Annotated in this window: 9 protein-coding genes, 1 tRNA gene and 1 pseudogene; 6 read left to right on the forward strand and 5 right to left on the reverse strand. The window is 73.8% G+C overall.

The features are described 5' to 3' along the window. The 4 genes and pseudogenes from ACWD3O_RS26280 to ACWD3O_RS26295 form a co-directional block, all read left to right on the forward strand. Nucleotides 1-4,272: pseudogene (locus tag ACWD3O_RS26280) on the forward strand (hypothetical protein); the annotation flags it as partial. Between the two features lie 408 nt (nucleotides 4,273-4,680). Next, nucleotides 4,681-7,800, forward strand: coding sequence for a hypothetical protein (locus tag ACWD3O_RS26285; protein WP_451417579.1), 3,120 nt, complete (start codon nucleotides 4,681-4,683; stop codon nucleotides 7,798-7,800). Between the two features lie 134 nt (nucleotides 7,801-7,934). Then, on the forward strand, nucleotides 7,935-9,083 hold the full coding sequence (locus ACWD3O_RS26290; protein WP_451417580.1) for a ricin-type beta-trefoil lectin domain protein: 1,149 nt from the start codon (nucleotides 7,935-7,937) through the stop codon (nucleotides 9,081-9,083). Nucleotides 9,084-9,209: 126 nt separating this feature from the next. Beyond that, nucleotides 9,210-10,382: a mannose-binding protein gene (locus tag ACWD3O_RS26295; RefSeq protein ID WP_451412196.1), complete on the forward strand. Its 1,173-nt coding sequence runs from the start codon at nucleotides 9,210-9,212 to the stop codon at nucleotides 10,380-10,382. Nucleotides 10,383-10,567: 185 nt separating this feature from the next. Here ACWD3O_RS26295 and ACWD3O_RS26300 read toward each other — a convergent pair. From ACWD3O_RS26300 to ACWD3O_RS26315, 4 genes are all read right to left on the reverse strand, one after another. After that, a tRNA-Pro gene (locus ACWD3O_RS26300) sits at nucleotides 10,568-10,641 on the reverse strand. A gap of 116 nt (nucleotides 10,642-10,757) precedes the next feature. Then, on the reverse strand, nucleotides 10,758-13,154 hold the full coding sequence (locus tag ACWD3O_RS26305; protein WP_451417581.1) for a glycoside hydrolase family 65 protein: 2,397 nt from the start codon (nucleotides 13,152-13,154) through the stop codon (nucleotides 10,758-10,760). A gap of 34 nt (nucleotides 13,155-13,188) precedes the next feature. Further along, complete coding sequence (locus ACWD3O_RS26310; protein WP_451417582.1) at nucleotides 13,189-15,564, reverse strand: phosphoketolase family protein; 2,376 nt, start codon at nucleotides 15,562-15,564, stop codon at nucleotides 13,189-13,191. 59 nt (nucleotides 15,565-15,623) lie between these two features. Further along, a complete protein-coding gene (locus ACWD3O_RS26315) occupies nucleotides 15,624-16,532 on the reverse strand; it encodes a universal stress protein (RefSeq protein ID WP_451412193.1) in 909 nt (302 codons plus the stop codon). A gap of 279 nt (nucleotides 16,533-16,811) precedes the next feature. Here ACWD3O_RS26315 and ACWD3O_RS26320 point away from each other — a divergent pair, with 279 nt between their 5' ends. Then, nucleotides 16,812-17,219, forward strand: a complete 408-nt coding sequence (locus tag ACWD3O_RS26320) for a YciI family protein (RefSeq protein WP_451412192.1) — start codon at nucleotides 16,812-16,814, stop codon at nucleotides 17,217-17,219. A gap of 8 nt (nucleotides 17,220-17,227) precedes the next feature. Then, a complete protein-coding gene (locus ACWD3O_RS26325) occupies nucleotides 17,228-18,379 on the forward strand; it encodes an RNA polymerase sigma factor (protein WP_451417660.1) in 1,152 nt (383 codons plus the stop codon). A 57-nt stretch (nucleotides 18,380-18,436) separates the two neighbouring features. Here ACWD3O_RS26325 and ACWD3O_RS26330 read toward each other — a convergent pair whose 3' ends face one another. Beyond that, the gene (locus ACWD3O_RS26330) at nucleotides 18,437-21,355 is read right to left on the reverse strand and encodes a glycoside hydrolase family 48 protein (protein ID WP_451417583.1); all 2,919 of its coding nucleotides are present in this window, start codon (nucleotides 21,353-21,355) and stop codon (nucleotides 18,437-18,439) included. Nucleotides 21,356-22,055 lie beyond the last annotated feature (700 nt).

Here is a 22,055-nt window from a genome sequence, read left to right on the forward strand (position 1 = left end):
AACTTCCACGACCCGCAGGACGTCACGGACGTCGTGACGGGGCGCACCCATCACAACATCGGCATCGGCCACGGCAACGCGAGAGCCTTCGCCCAACTGGTGACCGGCCGACGGATCGTGCCGGCCGGTGAAGTCGACACGGCCGCGGCGGCCGCGGAGGACGACATCCGCACCGAGCTACGGCAGCTGGCCTCCGACCTCGTGGACCGAAAGCTGGCGGCGGCACGGGAACGTGGCCTGCAGGGCGAGCCGTCCGGCTCGGATCCGTCCGGGCTCGCGTTCGCCGGTCCCGGCTCCGAACCCGCCGTGGACCTGCCGGAGTCGGTACGCCCCGAGGGCGCCGAGGCGCTCGTGGCGGCCCTGTCGGCGCTGCCGGTGCCCGCGCTCCTCGACGAGCTGTCCTCGCTGCCCGTGGGCCACCGGCGGTGGCTGGCCGCTCAGGACGAGTTCGTCGCGTCGCTACGGGACCGGCTCTCGGTGGACGAGTTCGCGCAGTTCGGTGCGCGGCTGCTGGTCGTGGTGCCGGGTGAGTCCGCCCGGCCGGTCTCCGCCCGCTGGGAGGCCTACGCCCAGGTCGCCCGCATGCTGCGCGACCCCGACACCCTCACCCGCCTGCTCGCCTCCGGCGCCACGGTCGTCGTCCTCCCCCAGGACGTACCACTCGGCTCGGTCAGCTCCTTCACCGGCCTGCACGGACCCGACGGCCGCGGCCTGGACGACCTGCGCGGCGCCCAGAGCGGACCCGTCGCCGCCGTCGCCGAGGAGAACCTCCTCGGCGAGAACACCACCGTCGGCCCCGTCCCCCACCAGCCCGAGGGCTACTCCTCCGCCACCCACGAAATCGCCCACCTCCTCCACACCACCGCCCTCACCGACACCGACCGCCACCTCATCAACCGCGTCTTCCAGGCACGGCTGGCCGCCGGACCGGACGCCCCCTGGCCCGACGGCATCCGGCGCGACCTCCAGGGCGCGGACGCCGACAACTACTCCTCCACCGACGAATACGAGTACTTCGCCCAGCTCAGCAACGCCTACCTCGGCACCAACCACGGCCACGACACCACCACCGGCCGCCCCCGCAACAACGGCGCCGCCTGGGTCCGCGCCAACGAACCCGACCTCCTCCCCCTCCTCGAACGCCTCTACGGCACCGACCCACAACCCCCGCACCCCGCCACCGCCAACCCCGTCACCGCCACCACCACCGACAACGCCCGCTACGAAGCCTTCCGCGACTTCATGACCGGCATCGGCGAGAGCGACGCGGTGGCGGAACCGGCCGTCGCCCTCCCCGGTCCGCAGGCCGACCCGCACGGGGAGTCGGAGGCTCCGGCGGACCTGCACGCCGCGCCGTCGGGCCCCGCGAAGCGGGTCACCGCCGATGTGATGGAGGCGTACTTCCAGGCGTACGCGGAGTTCTTCGAGACCGATGGCTCCGCGGCCGACTTCGACAGCGGCTACTACGTCTTCGCGTACAGCCAGGACCTGGTGGTCGACACCCTCGCCGCCCACGACTCGATGCGCGAGCAGATGCGGCCGTTCCACGACCGGCTGGTCCGGATCCGGGAGGAGCAGTCCGCGTCCCCGACGCCGATCGACCGGCAGGCCGGGGCGCCCATGCGGCTGTACCGGAAGATGTCGGCGGCGGAGGCGGCACAGTTCCTGGGTGCCCGGGACCCTCGGGCGGCGATCACGGCGGCGATGGCGTACAACCGGAGCGTGGAGTACCGGAAGTTCTTCACGACCTCGCTGTCGCACACGAGCGTGTTCAGCAACGCGAACGCCGCTTCCGACGACGAGCGGGTACTGGAGTTCACCCTGCCGTGGGACGGCTACTGGAACTTCATCGGCGATCACGGCACACCCAATCAGCAGGCGGGCGCCTATCAGATACGGGACTCCGCACTCGTCCACCAGGAACGGCTGCGCACCGGCGCCGCCGCCAACTTCCGCACCGAGCGGGACGTGGCCGACGTCCTGGCGGCGCACACCCACCACAACGTCGGCATCGGGCACGGCAACGAGAAGGAGTTCGGGCGACTGGTGACCGGCGTGCGCGAGGTCACGCCGCAGGAGGTGGAACGGGCGGCCAGGGACGCCGCGGACGCCGCACGGCAGGCGCGGCGCGCGCTCATCGACGCGGTCGTCGCCGAACGTCTGGCCCCGCTGCGCCGCCGCGAGGCGGCCGCCGTGCACGCGGCGCCCGCGGGCACCGTCGCACCGCCTCCCCGGCCGCCGGCCGCGCCGACCTCGGCCGTGGTCACCGGCGCCGAAGCCGCCGGTGAGCTCGCCATGCCGCAGGCACTGGACCGGCGGGAGCTGGCCAAGCAGGCGATCAGCCGCCCGCTTCCCGGCACCCGGCACCGCCAGCAGCTGACCGTGCACGCCTCGGAGTACGCGGTGGACGCGGGGGACGCGGTCCGGGTCGACCGTCACATGGTCCCCGACGCCCAGGACCTGGAGCTGCTGCACGCCCTGCGGACCCCGGGCGACCCGCTTCACCGGGACGGCTGGGAGAGACTGACCCCCAGTCAGTCGTGGGCGCTGCTCGCCGCCGAACAGCGCGGGGAGATGTTCCACGAGCGTGACCGCGCGGCCTTCCTGGAGCGGATCGGCCGGTTCAACGACTCGTTCCGCACCCGGTACCCCGTGGACGACCCGGAGCTCATCGCCACCGTCGCCCAGGCCGCGCACGACCACGTACGATGGCTGCCGATCGCCTCCAACGTCGACCTCGCGGGGCGCCCCGAGGGTGCTGCTCCGCGTCCCGACGGCACCGTCCCCACCAGGGCCGAGGCCGTCACCTCCGACACCGGTTTCCGCGGCTTCTGGGCCACCGGCTCCACCGGGGGCACCCCCAGCCGCGCCGGACGCGGCTGGGTCGAGGAGCTTCAGGGGTACGCGGCCGCGCTGCGCCGCGTGGCCGGTGCGCCCGGAACCGGTCCCGCCGGCGGCGATTTCGACCCGCCGGACCCCGACGAACTGCCCAAGTACGCGGCGCTCGTCTCGCCGTCGCAGAAGGGCGGCACGTACTCCTACGGCAGTGCCGTCGTCCACTGGAAGGACTCGGTGCGCGGCAGGGTCACCCACACCCCCGGGGACAGCGCCGACCCGGCCGAGCGGGGCGTCCTGTCGTACACCGACAACGCCCACGTCTACCCGCTCCTCGCGTACGGCGAGGAGCGGCGGGTGCGGCTGGCCCTGGCCGAGGCCACCCGGTTCCGCTACGACCCGGAGATGCGCCGGGACGTGGCGGAGCTCGGTTACGCGGCCGTGGGCCGGTACTTCGAGACCCAGATCCACGGCGAGCTGACCTGGACGGACGTCGACCGGATCGTGCTCAACTGGGGTGACCTGTTCGGCTCCGCCCAGCGGTTCACCACCCGGGCGCAGGCGGAGAGCATGGCGGCCTACCTGCGTGACGTCGCGGCCCGGCGGAACCTCGGCCTCACCGTCGAGCTGGGCCGCGAGATCGGGTCCCCCGACGGCGCGGAGCGGCTGTCCGACCAGCGGCTCACGGCCCTGTACGACCTGGACGGCGTCGGGGACGACGAACGCGAGCTGGGCGCGGAGCTGGACCGGCTCGCGGCACCCGCCCCGTTCCTCGCCCGGGCCGACGACCGGGCGCTCCTGGCCCTGGCCCGGTCGGCCGGGATCGGCGAGGCGGATCCGGCCCGGGCGCTCGCGCGCCTGTGGCAGGCGGCGGAGCGCGCCCGTGTCCTGCTGCCCACGGGTGCGGAGTTGACCGTCGCCCACCTCGCCGAGCAGACGGGCCAGGCGGCCCCGACCACCGGACCGACGGGCGAGGACACCGGGCCGGCCGGCGAGGACACCGGCGGTCCGGCGCAGGCGTCCGGCGAGGGAATGACGCTCGTGGACGCCCTGGTGGACGTGTTCGCTGCGCACGGCGGGTTGCCCGTCGACGGGGAGCAGTCCGTGCCCGTCGACGAGCTGGACGGCCTGGACGTCACCCTGACCTCCGGGCAGCGGGCCCAGGCGATCCTGCTGGGCGGCTCGTTGCCGGTGCGGGACCTCGGTCTCACCCCGGCGCAGCACCTGCGCTGGCTGCTGGCCCGGGACACCGGAGCCGGCGAACCCGCCGGGGAAACCTGGGAGCGGGCGGTCGCCACGGCCGCGACCGCTCTCGGTGTCGAGATCGTCGTCATCACCCCGGACGGACGCCCGCGCACCTTCGGTGTCGGCCGGCACGGCACCGTACGACTGCTTTTCGACGGCATACGGTATTTCGTCCCGGAGAAGCCGTCATGACGCGTGGAGAGAGTGTCCCAGTATGATCAGGAGAAGTCGGCTCCTCATGCGACAGGCCCATGCGGTGAAATCCCGCCGCATGGGGCCGCGCCAGGGCGTGGTCCTGCAAATGACCTGCTGCAGAGGGGACTTGCCGGGTGCGGAGCACCGCGCGGAGGGGAATTGGCGCGGTGTTACGGTGGGCCGGCACACGGGTCCGATATCGCTGGAACGTACCCGTTCACACATATCACCCAGGAATTCACCTGCTATGTTCGTGGCGTATGAATTGATGTCGGCCGCTTGTTCCCCGGCCCCGGCCGCCGAGGGGGGCCACCGCTGATGCGCTGGGGTCGCCGCCGGGCCGCTTCACGCCCGTCCGACACCGCCCGGCCGACGCCGCGGGCCGAATCGCCCAGGCCCGGTCTCGTGGTCGAGGAGTACGGCCGCCTTCTGCTGCTGAGGCGGCCCTCCGACGAACTGCTGGGGCCCGCCGACATCGCGGACCTCACCCGGGCCCTCGAGGCCGACGACGACGACACGGTGACCGTCGTCGCCGGCGCGGGCGGGAACACGGCCGCCGCCCTCTGGGCACGGCTCGGTGCCCTCATCGACACCCTGTGCGGCGACGGCGTCGGCACCATCCGGCTGGCGATGACCCGCGCGGGCGACGACCGCCCCGGCGGGCCCTCCGTCGCCCGCCGGATAGCCGACGCCTGGGAGATCGACGTGATCGCCCCGGACGGAACGGTCCTCGGCGTGCCGGGCGGCGGGCTCTTCGTCCACGACGGGCCGGCCGACGGCGAGCCGGGCGGTGGCCGGGAACCCGGCTGGTGGCGCTTCTCCCCCGGTGTGCCGCCCGTCCCGCTGGGCCCCCGTCAGCCCGCACCCGGCTGGCAGCCCGCCCCGGGCTCCCTGCCGTCCCGCACCCGCAACGGCTGTGTCGTCGAGCAGATACCGGCCGGCGTGCTCGTCCGCCCCGAGGGCGCCCGCGCCCCGCGCCCGGGCGACCTGTGCTACGCCGTGCCGGTCGACCGGAACGGCATCCTCGTCGTCGTCGGGGTGCCGGACGGGGAGGACGTCACCTCCGGTGACGTGGCGGACCTGGTGACGGCGCTGCCCGCCGCCGCCCGCACGGTCCTCCGGTTCGCGCCGGGCGGCCGCCGGGACGTGCTGCGCGTCGGGCAGGACACCGCCGAACTGGTCGACGCCGACGTCGTCGTCTACAGCGGGCTGCCGCTGCTCGCCGAGTCGTTCGGCCGCGACGGGAACACCGTGCGCTCGATGACCGTGGGCGCCGACGGAGCCCCGCGCTGGCAGCCGTTCGTCGACTCCGTGATCTGCGCGCCCGGCGCGTCCTCACCCCGACTGCTGCGCTGGAGCCCGCCGTTGCCCGGCCGGGGCGACGCCCGGCGCGGCGTGGTGCGGCTGTCCGACCGGTGGCAGGTCACCGCGACCCGGGCGGGCCTGTGGATCAACGGCACGGACAAGGAGCCGCCCTCCTTCGCGGCCCGGCCCGTGGATCCCCAGGGCCCGGAGATCGAGGTGGGCGGACCCGGCGACGCGCTCGACCGGTCGCTGTGGCCGGTGCTGGAGAGACTGCTCGACGCGCTGCCGCCCGGCCTGTCGGCGCGGAGCCGCGTCCATGTGCACGGCACCGCCGTGGACGGCGGCCTCGAACTGCGCCGCCTGGCCGCCCAGTACCAGGTCCGCAGCCTGCGTTTCGCGTCGTTCGGCCGGACCGCACCGGCCGCACCCCTCCCTGCGGGGGCACCGCACGACCCCGCGGTCCGCCCCGCGCCCGCGCACGGGGCAGCGCGGCCGAGACCGGCGGCGAACGCCGGTACGGGCACGGCGGGCAACGGCGCTGCGGGGGCGGCGGTTTCGGGCGCGGGTCGAGGTCCGGGCGCGGGTCGAGGTCCGGCCGTGGGTTCCGGTTCGGGCACGGGTCCGGGTTCGGCTCCAGGTCCGCGGACGACGGTGGGCTCTGCCCCGGGTACGGCAGCCGGTGCGGCGGCGGCACTCGCCGGGCCGCGGCCTGCCGTCGGCGGGAACGCGTCCGGTGCGACGCCCGCTGCGGCGGGCCCCGGCACTCCCGCTCCGGCGAGCAGAAACGTCTCCTCGCCTCCCGGTACCCACGCCGCGCAGGCCCCGGCCGCACCCGGACCGGCGCCCGCTCCGGGCCCACGGCCGGACACGGAAACCTGCACGAACGGCACGGATACCGGCACGGACGGCGCCCCCACGCCGGAGGAACCGCCCGCCCCTCCGCGTTCCCTGCCCACCACGACGAGGACGCCCTCCACGGCCGACGGGGCCCAGGCGGGCGTACCCTCCCCGGTGCCGGGAACAGCCGCCGAAGCAGCGGCGCCCGATGCCTCGGCCGGTCACCGTGCTCCGTCCGGCCGGTCCGTGGGAGCGACCGGCGCCGAGCCCTCCCGGTCCCCGGCCCGGCCCTCCCGCTCCGCCACCCCGGCGCGCGCGCCACACCCGGAGCCGTCGTCGGCCCATCAGGACCCCGACGCGCCCGCGAGCGGTGGCGGTCGGAACACCGGACACGACGAGGAAGCCCCTCTGCCGGCTCCCCCGAGCCGGCCGGTGCTCACCAGCACCCCTTCCCCGGCCGCCACCCGCACCCCTTCCTCGGATAACCCCTCACCGGCCCCCGCCGAGCGCGCTCCCCGTTCCGCCGAGCCGTCGACGCCGCCCACGCCGACGGCCGCGGGAGCCGCGCCCGTACCGCCGCCGACGCCCTCACGGCCGTTGCCTCCCGTGCCCTTCCTGCCCGGGCACCGGAGCACGGACGCGGAGCGGGCCGCGTTCCGGTCGCTCGCCGACGCGGTGTGGGACCGTCAGGCGGCCGTCGTGACGCGCATGTTCACCCGCATGCCCGCGTTGCGCGGACACGAGCAGGAGGCCGCGCGCGCCGACCTGATCGCGCTGCTGCTCTACCTGCGGACCGGTGCGCCGGACGGCGGGCTCGGCCACGAGGAACTCGACCGGTGCCTGCGCGCCGGCGACCCGCTGCTGAGGCCTTACGGCGCCTGCGTCACCTCGGCCCTGCGGCGGCTGCCGTCCTTCCGCGGCCCGGTGCTGCGCGGTGCCGGGCCGGACGGCGGAACCCAGGACCGGACACCGGTCCCCGGCACCGTCCTGCGCGACGCGGCACCGGTGAGCGCGCTGCCGGGCGACGGCCGTGGCCCCGCCCCCGCGAACGCCCGGTACGCCGTCTGGTCGGTGACCGGTCGCCGGGTACGGCAGTTGTCCGCCGCCACCGGCTCCGCCGCCCCGCACGACGAGGTGGTCTTCGCGCCCGGCACGGCGTTCCGCGTGCTCGACGTACGGACCGGCGGTTCCTCGCCCCTCGTTCTGCTGCGGGAACTGCCGGCCGCCCAGCTCTCCTCCCCCGTCGGCACGGCGCAACTGGACGACCAGGACCGGGCCGTGCTCGGTCGCCTCGGCGAGGCACTGGACCGGCACGGTCCCGCAGCCGTGTCGTTCGACTGGCCCTCCCGCTGTGCCGGACCCGTGGGTTCCCCCGACCACTGAGACGCCTGAACGGAGTACTTGTGCCGAAGCGAGAAGACGGACCGACACCACCTCCCGGTTCTGATGTGCGGCGGACGTCCGCCCCGCGCACGGTGCCGACCGGCAGTGCGTCGTCGGCCGCGGCGGAGCCCGGCGTGCCGAAGGTGCGCCAGGCCTTCGCGCTGCCCGGACCGGCCGCCGGTCCCACGACGGAACTGAAACCGGCCTCCGCGCGCGCTGCCGTGCCCTCCGAGGACACCGACAGCACCGGCACCGGAGTCGGCATGGTCCCCGCACCCGCACCCGCGTCCGCACCCACCCCCGCCGCCTCCGCCGCGGACACGGACACGGACACGGACTCCCGCACGCGGCCCGACGCCGACGTCACGGCCGACCCACCGGTCCGGGAGTCGGCCCCGGCTCCGGGCGCGGCCGCGCCGGCCGACGAGCAGGGCACTCACGCGGCGTCGAGCTCGGTCCCGCCGGACGGCGACACGGTGGTCAGGACGGAGGCGGCGCCCGGGCGCCCGAAGAAGCCGGTGCTGGCCGCCGCGGCGATCGCCGGAGCCGTACTCGTCTCCGTGCCGTTCCTGCTGTCGGGGTCCGGCGACCGGGACCGGTCCGCCGCGGCCGTCGTGGTCGACTCCACCGACGGCACGGTCCTGGAGGAGGGGTCGCGGCGGTCCGGCCAGTACGCCGCCCAGTCCCCTTCGCCCTCGCCGTCGTCCGAGCCCACCCCCTCCCCCTCGGACACGAGCGAGGCCGCGGACACGGACACGGACAAGAAGGAGAAGAAGCCGGGCAGCACGGACGACGCGGCCGAGAAGTCCGGCAAGGACACGCGGGCTGCGGCCGCCGACTCCGCCGAGGAGGCGGAGAAGGAGGACGAGCCCGCCGCGGACACCAAGCCGGATGCCGCTCCCGTGGCCGGTGACACCCTGGTGAGCAAGGCCTCGGGTAAGTGCCTGAGCGCCGGATCCGGCGCCGATGGCACCCAGTTGACGCTGCAGACCTGCAACGGTTCCGCGGGGCAGCGCTGGACCTTCCGGTCGGACGGCACCATCCGCGCTCAGGGCCGGTGCATGGACGTGGCCTGGGGCGCCCAGGAGAACGGCACGGTGATCCAGGTCGCCGACTGCAGCGGCAACCCGGCCCAGCAGTTCCGCCTGAACGCTGTCGGGGACCTGGTGGCCGGGATCGCCGGCAAGTGCGTGGACATCCTCGAGAACCGAACCGCCGACGGAAGCCCGGCGCACCTGTGGTCGTGCTTCGGCGCGCCCAATCAGAAGTGGTCCCGGAGGTGACCGTCCCGGTCGCCACCAGTACCACCGCGCCCCCGCATCCCTTGCTCCATATCCCGTCGTGACCGCCGCGCCCGGCCCATGGGACCGACGGCGTCCGACCGCCCATCAATGAGGAGAAGTGACAGCATGGTTCGTCAACACCCCGCATCGGACGGGCGCGACCCCTCGGAGGCCGGCGCCACTCCGCGCGTGCGGGTGGCCGTACCGCTGCCCGCCGCCTCCGAACCGCCCTCCGGCACGCTGACCCCGGCGGGGCGTGGGGAGCCGGCCGGCGATCCCGAGGGGGCCGCGAATCCGGCGCGGAGAACGGGCGAGGCGTCGTCCCAGGCGTCCCCCGCCGAGGCGGAGGACGGCACCGCCACAGCGGCCAAAAGGACGCGGGGCCGGAAGCCGGCGTCCGCGACGGCGGTGACCGCGAGCGCGCCGACCGGGCCGGAGACGTCCGGCGAGCCGGCTTCGCCGCCCTCCCGGGCAGCCGTCGGTCCGGCCGTCACCGGGGCCGAGGAGCCGGCACCGGCGGAGCCCGCCACCGCGACGGCGGCCGACAGCGGTGCGACGCCGCCGGACGGGACGGCTGACGGAGGCGCGAACGGCGGGCGTCCGAAGAAGCCGGTCCTGGCGGCGGCCGCGATCGCGGGCGCCGTCCTGGTGGCCGTGCCGCTGCTGCTCGTCGGAGGCGCGAACGACAGGGACGACAAGCACGACACCGCCCGCGAGCTGACCGCCAACGACTCCGGCACCCTGCTGGACGAGAAGCCCGCCGGCGGCACCCCGGAGGAGTACGTCACCGAGAAGCCCAGTCCCTCTCCGAGCCGGGAGAAGAAGGAGAAGAACGAGAAGAAGGCCGAGGCCCCGGTCCGGCCCGCGGCGGAAGCGCCGGCGCCCTCGCCGAAGCAGGAGCAGAAGCCGAAGCGGGAGCCGGAGGCCGGCGGCGACGAGCCGAAGGCGAAGGAGAAGGAGGAGGCCCCGGAGCCGGAGTGGACGACCGAGACCGTCACGGCGCCCAGCACACTGCAGGTCGGCCAGGCATGGACCACCAACCGGATACGGATGGTCCTGCAGAAGGACGGCAACCTGGTCGTCTACGACAACCGCAGCGGCAAGGCCGTGTGGGCGTCCATGATGTTCGGCCAGAACCACAGGGCCGTCTTCCAGGCGGACGGCAACCTCGTGGTCTACAACCCCAACCAGCCGGTATGGGCGAGCAAGACGCACGGCAACAACGGCGCGAAGCTGGTTCTGCGGTCGGACGGCAAGGTCGTCATCATGAACGGGAACAGGGTCGTGTGGTCCACCTGAACCGGCCGGGCCGGGCGGCTCTCGGCGCTCGGCCGCGCCGGTCTCGTCGGTCTCGTCGTGCCGGAGCGCAGCCGCCGCGTCACTCTGCGGCTGCGCCCGGCGGACGAGAACGATCGCGGACGAGAACGATCAAGGGCCGGTTTCGGATGATTCCGAAACCGGCCCTGACCTGCGACTGTCTCCAGTCGGGACGACAGGATTTGAACCTGCGACCCCTTGACCCCCAGTCAAGTGCGCTACCAAGCTGCGCCACGTCCCGATGCGGTTCCCACGCGGGCGGTCGCCCTGCGTGATCGCGCGGATCAAGCTTACCGTATGCGCGGGAGTGGTCGTGCACGGGCGCCGTACCGCACGGCGCGGCCCGCAGCGGTGCGCTCACCCCGGTGCGGTCCCCAGCCGCTCCGGCAGGGGGACGGTCCGGGTCTCGCCGGGGGCCAGCGACTCCGTCCAGTCCCCCAGGTGCACGGTGACCGGTTCCAGGGCCGCCGCGGCGACGGAGATCTCGAGCTCGCCCGGGCGCAGCCGGACCTTGACCCCCCAGTGGCCCCGGTAGCGCAGGCAGAACCGGTACTCGGACATCTGGGGCAGCGGCACCGGGTCGAACCGCAGCGCGCCCGCGCCCGTCTCCAGTCCGGGCAGGCAGCGCTGCACAAGGTCGAGGGTGCCGGCCATGGCGCCGAGGTGGATCCCCTCCCCCGTCGTGCCGCCCTGCACGTCGGCGATGTCCCCGGCCAGCGCCTCCTGCACGAACTCCCACGCCTGGGCCCGGCGGGCGCGGGCCAGCACCCAGCCGTGCACCAGGCTGCTGAGGGTCGAACCGTGGCTGGTGCGGGCCAGGTAGTGGTCGACGGTGCGCAGCCAGGTCTCGTCGTCGAGGTCGTGGCCGAGGCGCCGGAACTGGGCGCGCAGCTCGCCCGGCGGGAAGAGGTGGCCGAGCATCAGGACGTCGGCCTGCTTGGACGCCTGGTAGCGGTTGACGGTGTCGCCCTCCGCCTCCAGGATCCGGTCCAGCCGGCGGATGTCGCCGTAGCGGGCGCGGTAGCCGTGCCAGTCGAGTTCCTTGAGCTCGCCGTAGCCGGAGAACTGGCTGATGACCCCGGAGTGGAAGGGCACGTGGAGCCGGCGTGAGACGTCGTCCCAGTGGGCGAGCTCGGCGTCGTCGAGGCCGGTGCGTTCCAGGATGTCGCGGCGCAGGGGTTCGGGCAGCTCGCCGAGGACGTCCAGGGCGCGGGCGATCACCCAGGAGGCGGTGACGTTGGTGTACGCGTTGTCGTCGAGGCCGGGGCGCTCGGCGTCGGGGTAGGCCTCGTGGTACTCGTCGGGGCCGACCACGCCGCGGATGCGGTAGCGCCCGAGGTCCTTGTCGAAGCCGGCGTAGTCCGCCCAGAAGCGGGCGATCTGCAGGAGCATCTCGGCGCCCTGGCCGTGCAGGAAGCCGGTGTCGCCGGTGGCCTCGGCGTAGCGCCAGACGTTGTAGGCGACGGCCGAGCCGACGTGGTACTGGAGGTGGCTGTGGTCGGGCAGCCAGCGGCCGGACCGGGGGTTGAGGTGGAGCCGCTGGGTCTCCTCCCGGCCGTCGCTGCCGCTCTGCCAGGGGTAGAGGGCGCCGCGGTACCCGGCGTCGGTGGCGTTGAAGCGGGCGCGTTCCAGGCGGCGGTGGCGGTAGGTGAGCAGGGCGCGGGAGACCTCGGGGAAGTGCAGGTTGAGGAAGGGCAGCACGAACAGCTCGTCCCAGAAGACGTGGCCGCGGTAGGCCTCGCCGTGCAGGCCGCGCGCGGGCACGCCGACGTCGAGTCCGGCGGTGTGCGGGGAGAGCACCTGCAGCAGGTGGAAGAGGTGGACCCGCAGGATCGGTCCGGCCTCGCCGGGGACGTCGAGTTCGGCGCCGCGCCAGAGCTGGGACCAGGCCACGTGGTGGGTGTCGAGCAGCGTCTCGAAGCCGCCGGCCCGGCCGACGCGGTCGAGGGCGGCGTGCAGCGGGTCGCTGATGGCGGGGTCGCGGGAGGTGTGCAGGGCGACCGTCTTGTCGACGGTGACGGTGTGCCCGTCGGCCACGGCGAAGCGCATCAGCCGGGCCACGGAGGTGTCCCCCTGCTCGGTGACGGTCTCGGCGGGGGCGTCGACCTCGGTGCGCGCGGCGAGGGCGACGCGGATGTCGGAGGTGGTGGTGCGGCACCGCACCCAGGCGACGCCCTCCTCGGTGACGCCCGGCTGGATGTGGGTGAGGTGGCGGGAGGCGAGGTCCTTGTAGCGGTCGACGTTGCCGTTGGTGACGCCGGCGTCGAGCGCGGACTCCACCTCGAGCGCCCCCGACCAGCCCTCGGGGGTGAGCTCGGTGCGCAGCAGCGCCAGGTGCGGGTCGGCCATGTGGACGACGCGCAGCTGGCGGACCCGGACCGCGCGGCCGTCGGCGTCCAGGTAGCGGAGGGTGCGTTCCAGCAGCCCGCGGCGCAGGTCGAGGCGCTGGCGGTACTCCTCGACGGTGTGGGTGTCGGGGGTGAACCAGTGGCCGGTCTCGGTGCGGAAGCGCAGCGGGAGCCAGTTGGGCAGGTTGACGACGTCCTCGTTGTCGACGTGCCGTCCGGCGATGTCGGAGACGAGGCGGTTGTAGCAGCCCGCCGCGTAGGTGCCGGGGTAGTGGACCCGGTCGCGGGCGCACTCGGGGAGGGCGCCCCGGGTGGCGAAGTACCCGTTGCCGAGGGTGCACAGGGATTCGCGCAGCTTCTCCTGCGCCGGGTCGTACCCCTCGTACTCCCAGGTCCACTCGCCCATGGCGTCTCCTCGCGGCAGCGGTGCGGTCGGCCGGTCAGTCGTTCCAGGACCAGTCCGCGACCTCCGGCAGGTCCACGCCGGTGGCGCGGATGTGGAGGTGGTGGCGGGCCCGGGCGTCCGCCATGGCCTGGCGGACGGTGGCCGCCTTCACGGCGAGGCCGGGCACCCGGTCGATCACGTCCATGACCAGCCGGTACCGGTCGAGGTCGTTCTGGACGACCATGTCGAACGGTGTGGTGGTGGTGCCGGCCTCCTTGTAGCCGCGGACGTGGATGTTGGCGTGGCCGCGGCGGCGGTAGGCGAGCCGGTGGATCAGCCACGGGTAGCCGTGGTAGGCGAAGATCACCGGCTTGTCGGCGGTGAACAGTCCGTCGAACTCGGCCTCGGCGAGGCCGTGCGGGTGCTCCTCCTTGGGCAGCAGCCGGGTCATGTCGACCACGTTGACGACCCGGACGGCGAGGTCCGGCAGGTGCTGCCGCAGCAGTTTGGCGGCGGCCAGGACCTCCTGGGTGGGGACGTCGCCGGCGCAGGCCAGCACCACGTCGGGCTCCCGGCCCTGCTCGTTGCCCGCCCAGTCCCAGATGCCGGCGCCGCGGGCGCAGTGCACCCGGGCCTCGTCCATGGAGAGCCAGTCGAAGCAGGGCTGCTTGCCGGCCACGATGACGTTGACGTAGTCCTTGCTGCGCAGGGCGTGGTCGGCGACCGACAGCAGGGTGTTGGCGTCCGGGGGCAGGTAGACGCGGACCACGTCGGGGCTCTTGTTGAGGACGTGGTCGACGAAGCCTGGGTCCTGGTGGGAGAAGCCGTTGTGGTCCTGCCGCCAGACGTGCGAGGTCAGCAGGTAGTTCAGGGAGGGCACCGGGGCCCGCCAGGACAGGGCGCGGGAGGTCTTCAGCCACTTGATGTGCTGGTTGACCATGGAGTCGACGATGTGGACGAAGGCCTCGTAGCAGGAGAACAGGCCGTGCCGGCCGGTGAGGTTGTAGCCCTCGAGCCAGCCCTGGCACAGGTGCTCGGAGAGGATCTCCAGGACCCGGCCGTGCCGGTCGAGGTTGACGTCGCCGGGGAGGGTGTCGGCCTGCCACGCCTTGCCGGTGGCGCCGAAGACGGCGGAGAGCCGGTTGGAGTCGGTCTCGTCGGGGCCGACGACGCGGAAGTCGCGCCGTGCCGCGGTGTTCTTCATGATCGCTTCGAGCAGGGAGCCCAGCACCCGGGTGGGTTCGTGGGGGCCGGCGCCGGGGCGCTCGACGGGGACCGCGAAGTCCTCCAGCGGCGGGACGGGCAGTTGCCGGGTGAGCACGCCGCCGTTGGCGAAGGGGCTGGAGCCGAGCCGTTTCGCGCCCTCCGGCACGCAGGCCATCACCTCGGGGACGGGCGCGCCGGTGTCGTCGAAGAGTTCCTCCGGCCGGTAGGAGCGCAGCCACTGCTCCAGCTGCGCCAGGTGGGCGGGGTTGTCGCGCACCCCGGCCAGCGGCACCTGGTGGGCGCGCCAGGTGCCCTCGACGGCGACGCCGTCGACCTCGGCGGGGCCGGTCCAGCCCTTGGGGGTGCGCAGCACGATCATCGGCCAGCGGGGGCGGTCGGTGACGCCCTCGTCGCGGGCGGTGCGCTGGATCACCGCGATGCGGTCGAGGACCTGGTCGAAGGCGGCGGCCATGGTGCGGTGGACCTGCTCGGGGTCGGAGCCGGTGACGTGGACCGGGTCGTGGCCGTAGCCGCGCAGCAGTTCGTCGAGTTCGTGCTCGGGCAGGCGGGAGAGGACGGTGGGGTTGGCGATCTTGTAACCGTTGAGGTGGAGGATCGGCAGCACCGCGCCGTCGTTGACGGGGTCGAGGAACTTGTTGGAGTGCCAGGAGGCGGCGAGCGGGCCGGTCTCCGCCTCCCCGTCGCCGATCACGCAGGCGACCAGCAGGTCCGGGTTGTCGAAGGCGGCGCCGTAGGCGTGGGCGAGGGAGTAGCCGAGTTCGCCGCCCTCGTGGATGGAGCCGGGCGTCTCGGGGGCGACGTGGCTGGGGACCCCGCCGGGGAAGGAGAACTGCCGGAACAGCTTCTCCATGCCTTCCGCGTCGGGGGAGATGTCGGGGTAGGTGTCGCTGTAGCTGCCTTCCAGCCACGAGTTGGCGACGACCGAGGGTCCGCCGTGCCCCGGTCCCCAGATCACCAGCGCGTCCAGGTCGCGCTTGCGGATCACCCGGTTGACGTGCGTGTACACCAGGTTGAGGCCCGGGGAGGTGCCCCAGTGGCCGAGCAGCCGCGGCTTGACGTGCTCGGGGCGCAGCGGCTCCCGGAGCAGGGGGTTGGACATCAGGTAGATCTGCCCCGCCGAGAGGTAGTTGGCGGCGCGCCAGTGGGCGAGCAGGGCGCGCAGTTCCTCGTCGGGCAGTGCGTCCTGGTGCGGGGCCGTGGTCATCGGGCGACTCCATCGGTCGTCGGGTCCGTCGGGCGTCGGGCGGTACCGGGAGCGGGGGCTCACTGGTGGGGCACCACGGCCACCGGGGCGGCCGCGTGGTGGATCACGGCGTGGGCGACGGGGCCGACGCGGAGTCCGAGGGTGTGCTTGCGGATGCGGTGGCCGATGACCAGCAGCGAGGCGTTCCGGGACGCCTCGGCGAGCAGGGCGGAGGCGTTTCCGCGCCGCGACTCCGGGTGGACCTCGACGTCGGGGTGCCGGGCGCGCCAGGGGACGAGCTTCTGCTCCAGCAGCTCGGCCTGCTGCCGGTCCATCTCGCCGAGGGCCTCGCCCTCCACGGAGCCGGCCCATTCGAAGAACGCGGGCAGGCTGTAGCCCTGCAGGACGCGCAGCGGGGCGGAGCGGCGCGCGGCGGCCTCGTAGGCGAACGCGAGGACGCTGTCGTCGGTGCCCTCGGGGTCGACGCCGACCACGACGGGCCGGTAGGGGGTGCCGTCGGCGCGCGGGCCGTCGGCCGGGGCGGCGAGGTGTTCGTCGACGGCGCTCTCGCCGGCCCGCACCAGGACCACCGGGTGCTCGGTGTGGGCGACGACGTTGAGGCCGACGGATCCGGCCAGGAAGCCGCTGATGCCGCCGAGGGCCCGGGAGCCGAGGACGAGCAGCCCCTCCGGCCCGGTCCGTCCGAGCAGCATCACGGGCGCGTGGCCCTCGGCGCCCTCCACGGTGACCTCCAGGCCGGGCTGCTCGCGGCGCACCTCGTCGGCGACCCGCGGCGGGACCTCGCGGCCCCAGTCCTGCCGGGTCTCCTCGGCGAGGAAGGGCGCCTGGGCCAGCCGTGGCGGGGTCGGCTCGTGCACGTGCAGGATCCGCAGCGGCACCTCCCGCATCCGGGCCTCGCGGGCGGCCCAGTCCACCGCGGCACGGCTCTCGGGCGACCCGTCGAGTCCTGCGACGACGGTGCGGACCATGGGGCGACCTCCGGGGCGGGGCGGCAGTCTCTGTCCCGAGTCTCCCGCCCCCGCCGGTTCATGACTCCCCGGGCTGACCCGAACGGAGCGCGTCCAGGTCCCGTGACCGCGGTCCGGTACGCGCCGTCGTCGGCTGTGACCTGTGATTTCCCGCCTCCTGCGGCGGAGGCGGCAGGATCACCGGAAAAAGTTTCCCGGCGCGTGTCGAGATCGCGTGATCGGCTCCGTCCCCGGGGTGGACGCGCCCACAATGGACGCGTCGGCACCGAGGAGGACACCATGGCCAAGTACCTGCTGCTCAAGCACTACCGGGGCGCTCCGCAGGCGGTGAACGACGTTCCGATGGACCGGTGGACGCCGGAGGAGATCTCGGCGCACCTGCGGTACATGAACGACTTCGCGGCGCGGCTGGAGGAGACCGGGGAGTACGTCGACGGGCAGGCGCTCGCCCCCGAGGGGACGTTCGTCCGCTACGACGGCGAGGGGCGTCCCCCGGTCACCGATGGTCCGTTCGCCGAGACGAAGGACCTGATCGCCGGCTGGATGGTGATCGACGTGGACGGCTACGACCGGGCCGTGGAGCTGGCCGGTGAACTGTCGGCCGCTCCCGGGGCCGGCGGCAAGCCGATCCACGAGTGGCTGGAGCTGCGCCCCTTCCTGACCATGCCGGACACCGTCTCGGAGTGACCGCGCCCATGGACGAGGCCCTGCTCCGGGCCCTCACACCGGGCGTGCTGGCCGTCCTCGTCCGCCGCGGGGCCGACTTCGCGGCGGCCGAGGACGCCGTCCAGGACGCCCTGCTCGAGGCGGTCCGGGTCTGGCCCGGGGAACCCCCGCGGGATCCCAAGGGCTGGCTGGTCACCGTGGCGTGGCGGCGGTACCTGGACGCCTGGCGGGCGGACGCGGCCCGGCGGCGGCGCGAGGACCTGGTGGAGGAGGAGCCGCCGCCGGGGCCCGTGCCCGCGGCGGACGACACGCTGTGGCTCTACTTCCTGTGCGCGCACCCGTCGCTGACGCCGTCGTCGGCGGTCGCGCTCACGCTGCGGGCCGTCGGCGGGCTCACCACCCGGCAGATCGCCCGGGCCTACCTGGTGCCGGAGGCGACGATGGCCCAGCGGATCAGCCGGGCCAAGCGCACGGTCTCGCGGGTGCGCCTGGACCGGCCCGGCGACGTCGCCACCGTGCTGCGCACGCTCTACCTGGTCTTCAACGAGGGGTACTCCGGCGACGTGGACCTGGCCGCCGAGGCGATCCGGCTCACCCGGCGGCTCGCCGCCGTGGTCGACCATCCGGAGGTGTCGGGGCTGCTCGCGCTGATGCTGCTGCACCACGCCCGCCGGGCCTCCCGGACGGCGCCGGACGGCAGCCTGGTGCCGCTCGCCGAGCAGGACCGCGGCCGGTGGGACCGTGCGGCGATCGCCGAGGGCATCGGCATCCTGCGGAAGGCCCTGGCGCGGGACCGGCTGGGCGAGTTCCAGGCGCAGGCGGCGGTGGCGGCGCTGCACGCCGACGCGCGCCGCGCCGAGGAGACCGACTGGACGCAGATCGTCGAGTGGTACGACGAGCTGGTGCGACTGACGGACAGCCCGGTGGCCCGGCTGAACCGCGCGGTGGCGGTGGGCGAGGCCGACGGACCGCGCGCCGGCCTGGCGGCGCTGGCCGCGCTGGACCCCTCGCTCCCCCGCCACACCGCGGTCGCGGCCCACCTCCACGAGCGCGACGGGGATGCGGTCACCGCCGCCCGGCTGTACGTCGAGGCAGCGGCCCGCGCGCCGTCCGCGGCCGAACGGGACCACCTGACGCGCCGGGCGGCGCGGCTCAACGCGGCCCGGCGGCCCGGGTCGTGACACGCAGCCGCCCCGGAACGGATCGTCCCGGGGCGGCCACGCGTACGTCCCGCCGTGCTACTCGAGCAGTTCGGCGTAGGCGCCGAGCGCGGTGGCGATGTCCGCCTGCGCCCAGAACCGGTGGTAGGTGAAGACCGGCGCGGAGCCGCCCTTCAGGTAGGCCTCGATCTTCGACCAGGCCGGGTCGTCCTGGTAGAAGCCGCGGATCGAGGCGAAGGTCGACGAGGAGTCGACGGTGTCGCCGTTGGGCATCTTGCCGGTCCAGCCGGAAGGCACGTAGACCGGGTCGTCGAAGCGGTTGTAGTCGCTGCGGGTCTCCGGGACGGAGATGCCGAGCCCGTCCTGGTGGTGCTCCCACATGCCGTCGAGGAGCGCCTTGGCGGTGGCCTTGGCCTTGGCGTCGCCGGACTTGGCCGCGTAGTAGGTCAGGACCTTGGCGTACGCGCCCGCCACCCCGACGTCGTTGGTGTAGTCGGCGACGGTGACGTGCAGGTTGGCGTTGGCGCCGGGCGAGGCGGCGTTCCAGGTGTCCGGCGCCCCGGACCACTGGAGGGTGGACGGGAACCGGAAGGTGCCGTCGGGGTTGACGGTCGTCTTGGAGATCGCCCAGTCGACCCACTTCTTCACGACCTCGCCGGCCTTGGCGTCGCCGCTCTCGTGGTAGTACTCGGCGACGCGCTCCATGGACCAGGCCTGGAAGCCGAACCACTGGTTGGACGGCGGGTCGTGGTAGACCGGCTTCTCGTCGTAGTACATGCCGTAGAAGGTGGGCGTCCCGGACGGCGGCTGGGCGTAGCGGCCCTGCCAGCTGTTGGTGGCGCCGCCCGCGATGGCTCCCTCGCTCGACTGGAGCCAGCGGTAGAACTCGACCTGCCGGGTCAGGCTGGTGGCCCAGTCGGACTTGCCGGTGGAGGACTTGGGCGCCAGCGGGGCGTGGTTGCTGAGCGCCCAGGCGGCCATCGGGTTCTGGTAACCGCCGTGCGCGTGGCTGGAGCCGATGCGCCAGGACCAGCCGGCCGAGGTGTCGGTGGCGCCGCCCCAGGCGTAGTACCAGCTCAGCAGGTAGTGGGCGCTGTTCTTGCCGCTTCCGGCGGGGCAGGCGGCCGGTCCGACGCAGTTGCCGACCTTCTTGAAGTACTTGTCGAAGAGCGCGTACCGCAGGTAGTCGCCCATCTTGGCGGCCTTGGTGACGGTCGCGGAGACCTCGGAGCCCTTGCCCTGCTCCTTGGCCCACACGTCGGCCCAGTAGGCGGCCTGGACGGCGCGGGCGTCGGCGTCGGGGGCGTTGGTGAACTTCCACTGCTTGGCGTAGGAGGAGTCCCCGGTGAACAGGTCCAGGTAGCCGTTCCGGCCGCCGTAGGTGAAGTTGTCGCAGGTCGGGTGGGTGACGGTCTCCCAGACCGACTCCTGCGGACCGCGCTGGAAGGTGTTGATGTAGGACGGCCCGGTGGCGGTCGGTCCGGCGTTGCACTTGCCGGGCTCGTTGCCGAATCCGTAGACGTTGTCGACGTCCTGGATCCAGTGCATGCCGTAGATGTCGTCCGTGCCGTAGGCGCTCTTCAGCTCGGCGGCGATGGGGTCGGCGCCGGACTTGGCGGCCGGGTCCAGCTTCGCCGGGTACTGCGAGGGCAGGTCGTGCTCGGGAGCGTAGGTGGCCGGCTCGCCGGGCTTGTAGAACGAGTTGGTGGGCTGGTCGGCCTTGGTGGGGATCATGAACTTCTCCATGGTCTCCCACGCCTTGTTGAAGCGCGTCCAGTCACCGGTGACCCTGCCGTACTGCGCCTGGAGCCAGATCAGGTAGCTGTACGCCTCGGAGGTCGTCTCGTGGCCGTGGTCGGGCGCCTCGACGATCAGCGTCTCCACCGAGTGGTAGGGGATGCCCTCGGGCGAGAAGTAGCCGTTGGCGGGGTCGGTGATCTTCCCGTAGAGCTCGAGGAAGCGCGCGTCGTAGTCCCCGCCCGCGTCGAGCTGGGTCACCGTCACCTTGGCGGCGGAGTGGCCGTTCGCCGAGGAGGCGAAGACGGCGGAGCCGGACCCGGAGGCCGCGGCGGAGACCGTCACCTTCTGCGGGACGTTCCAGTTCTGCGGGGTGAAGGTGAGGCTGGCGCCGCCGGTGACCGTCAGGCCGGTGTTGCCGGACTCGCGTGCCGTGGTGACCGTGACGTTGGCCGAGGGCTGCCGGGAGAGGCTGACCTCGTAGCTGCCCGTCTGGCCCTGCTGGACGCCGATCTGGCTCGGGTTGGCGGTGACGGCGGGGCCGGAGACGATCCGGATGCCGACCGGGGAGGACTCGCCGGTGGCGCCCCGCGAGTCGTAGGCGCGGGCGTAGAGCGAGTGGTCGCCGGCGGCGAGGCTGCTCGTCCTCAGTTCGAACGGCGCGGTGGTGTCGGTGCCCAGCAGCGCGGTGTCGCTGTAGAACTCGACCTTGCTGACGGTCGCGCTGTCGGCCGCGGCCGCGGTGGCCGCCAGCGGCACCTCGGCGCCCACGCTGTAGGTGGCGCCGGGTTCGGGGCTGGTCAGCACGGCGACCGGGGGCTGGTGGGCGCCGGTGCAGGTGGTGCCGTTGACGGCGAAGGAGGTCGGGGCGGCGTTGGTCCCGCTGTAGGAGAACTGGGCTCCGGCGGTGACGGCGGCGCCGGCCGCGAGGGTCCGGCTCCAGGTCGGATTGGTGACGGTCACGGTCTTGCCGGACTGCGACCAGACGCCGTTCCAGCCGTTGCTCAGGCGCTGGTTGCCGGCGTAGTCGTAGGTGAGCCGCCAGCCGTCCAGGGCCTCGGTGCCCCGGTTGGTGAGGGTGAGCTCCGCGGTGAAGCCGGAGCCCCAGTCGTTGGTCTTGTAGTCCACGCTGCACTGCACCGCGGCGGCCTGGGCGGGCGCGGCGGACAGGTCGGTCAGGGTCAGGGGTAACGCCAATAAGGCGGCCAGCGCGGTCGCGGGGCCGCGCAGGCGGGGTCGGTGTCTCCTGAGGAGGCGCATGCGGCGCGATCCTTTCCGGGGGGCCTCTCGGCTCGTGGGGACGGGAAGGTGACGAGGTGGTGCCGATACCAGTGGGAGCGCTCCCATGGTTCGCACGGCGTTTGAACACTGTCAACCCCCTGCGTTCGCCCTTCGAATACAGGTGTCCCGGCGGGGTGAGAAGGCGATCAATAAGTGAATCCGGCGACGGGTCGGACATTCTCACTCATTCGGCACTCCGGGCCGGAAAAGCGGAATCGGCACGGAACGCGGCGTGCGCTTCTTGCGATCGGAACGAACGTCCGTCGACCCTGTTCGACGCACCGTGGAGCGTCCCCGCGACCCGCCGCCACCCCCGCCGGGCACAACGGCCCCGGTGGCACCAGGTGGGGACCGCATGGCGGCCGGACGGGGCGGCGTCGCGCCACCGATCGGAATTCTTTCGTATACGGCCCGCCCCGGGCCGTGGCACCGTACCGATCGCACGGACCAAACGGAAGCCCGGTCGCCGTCACGGGACCGCGACGGCGCGCCGCGGCGCGGCCGGCGGGGTCGGGCCGCCGTCACTTCCGGCGACTGGCACCCGTCCGCCCCCGGCCCGCACCCCGTCCGTGCCCGGCCCGCACCCGGTCCGCACCCCGTTCGGCGCGTGCGATCGACTTCGGCGCGTGCGATCGGCTTCGGCGCGTGCGATCGGCCCGAACGCCCTTCGCGGGCCCGG

It is taken from the genome of Streptomyces sp. NPDC002640 (assembly GCF_053592575.1).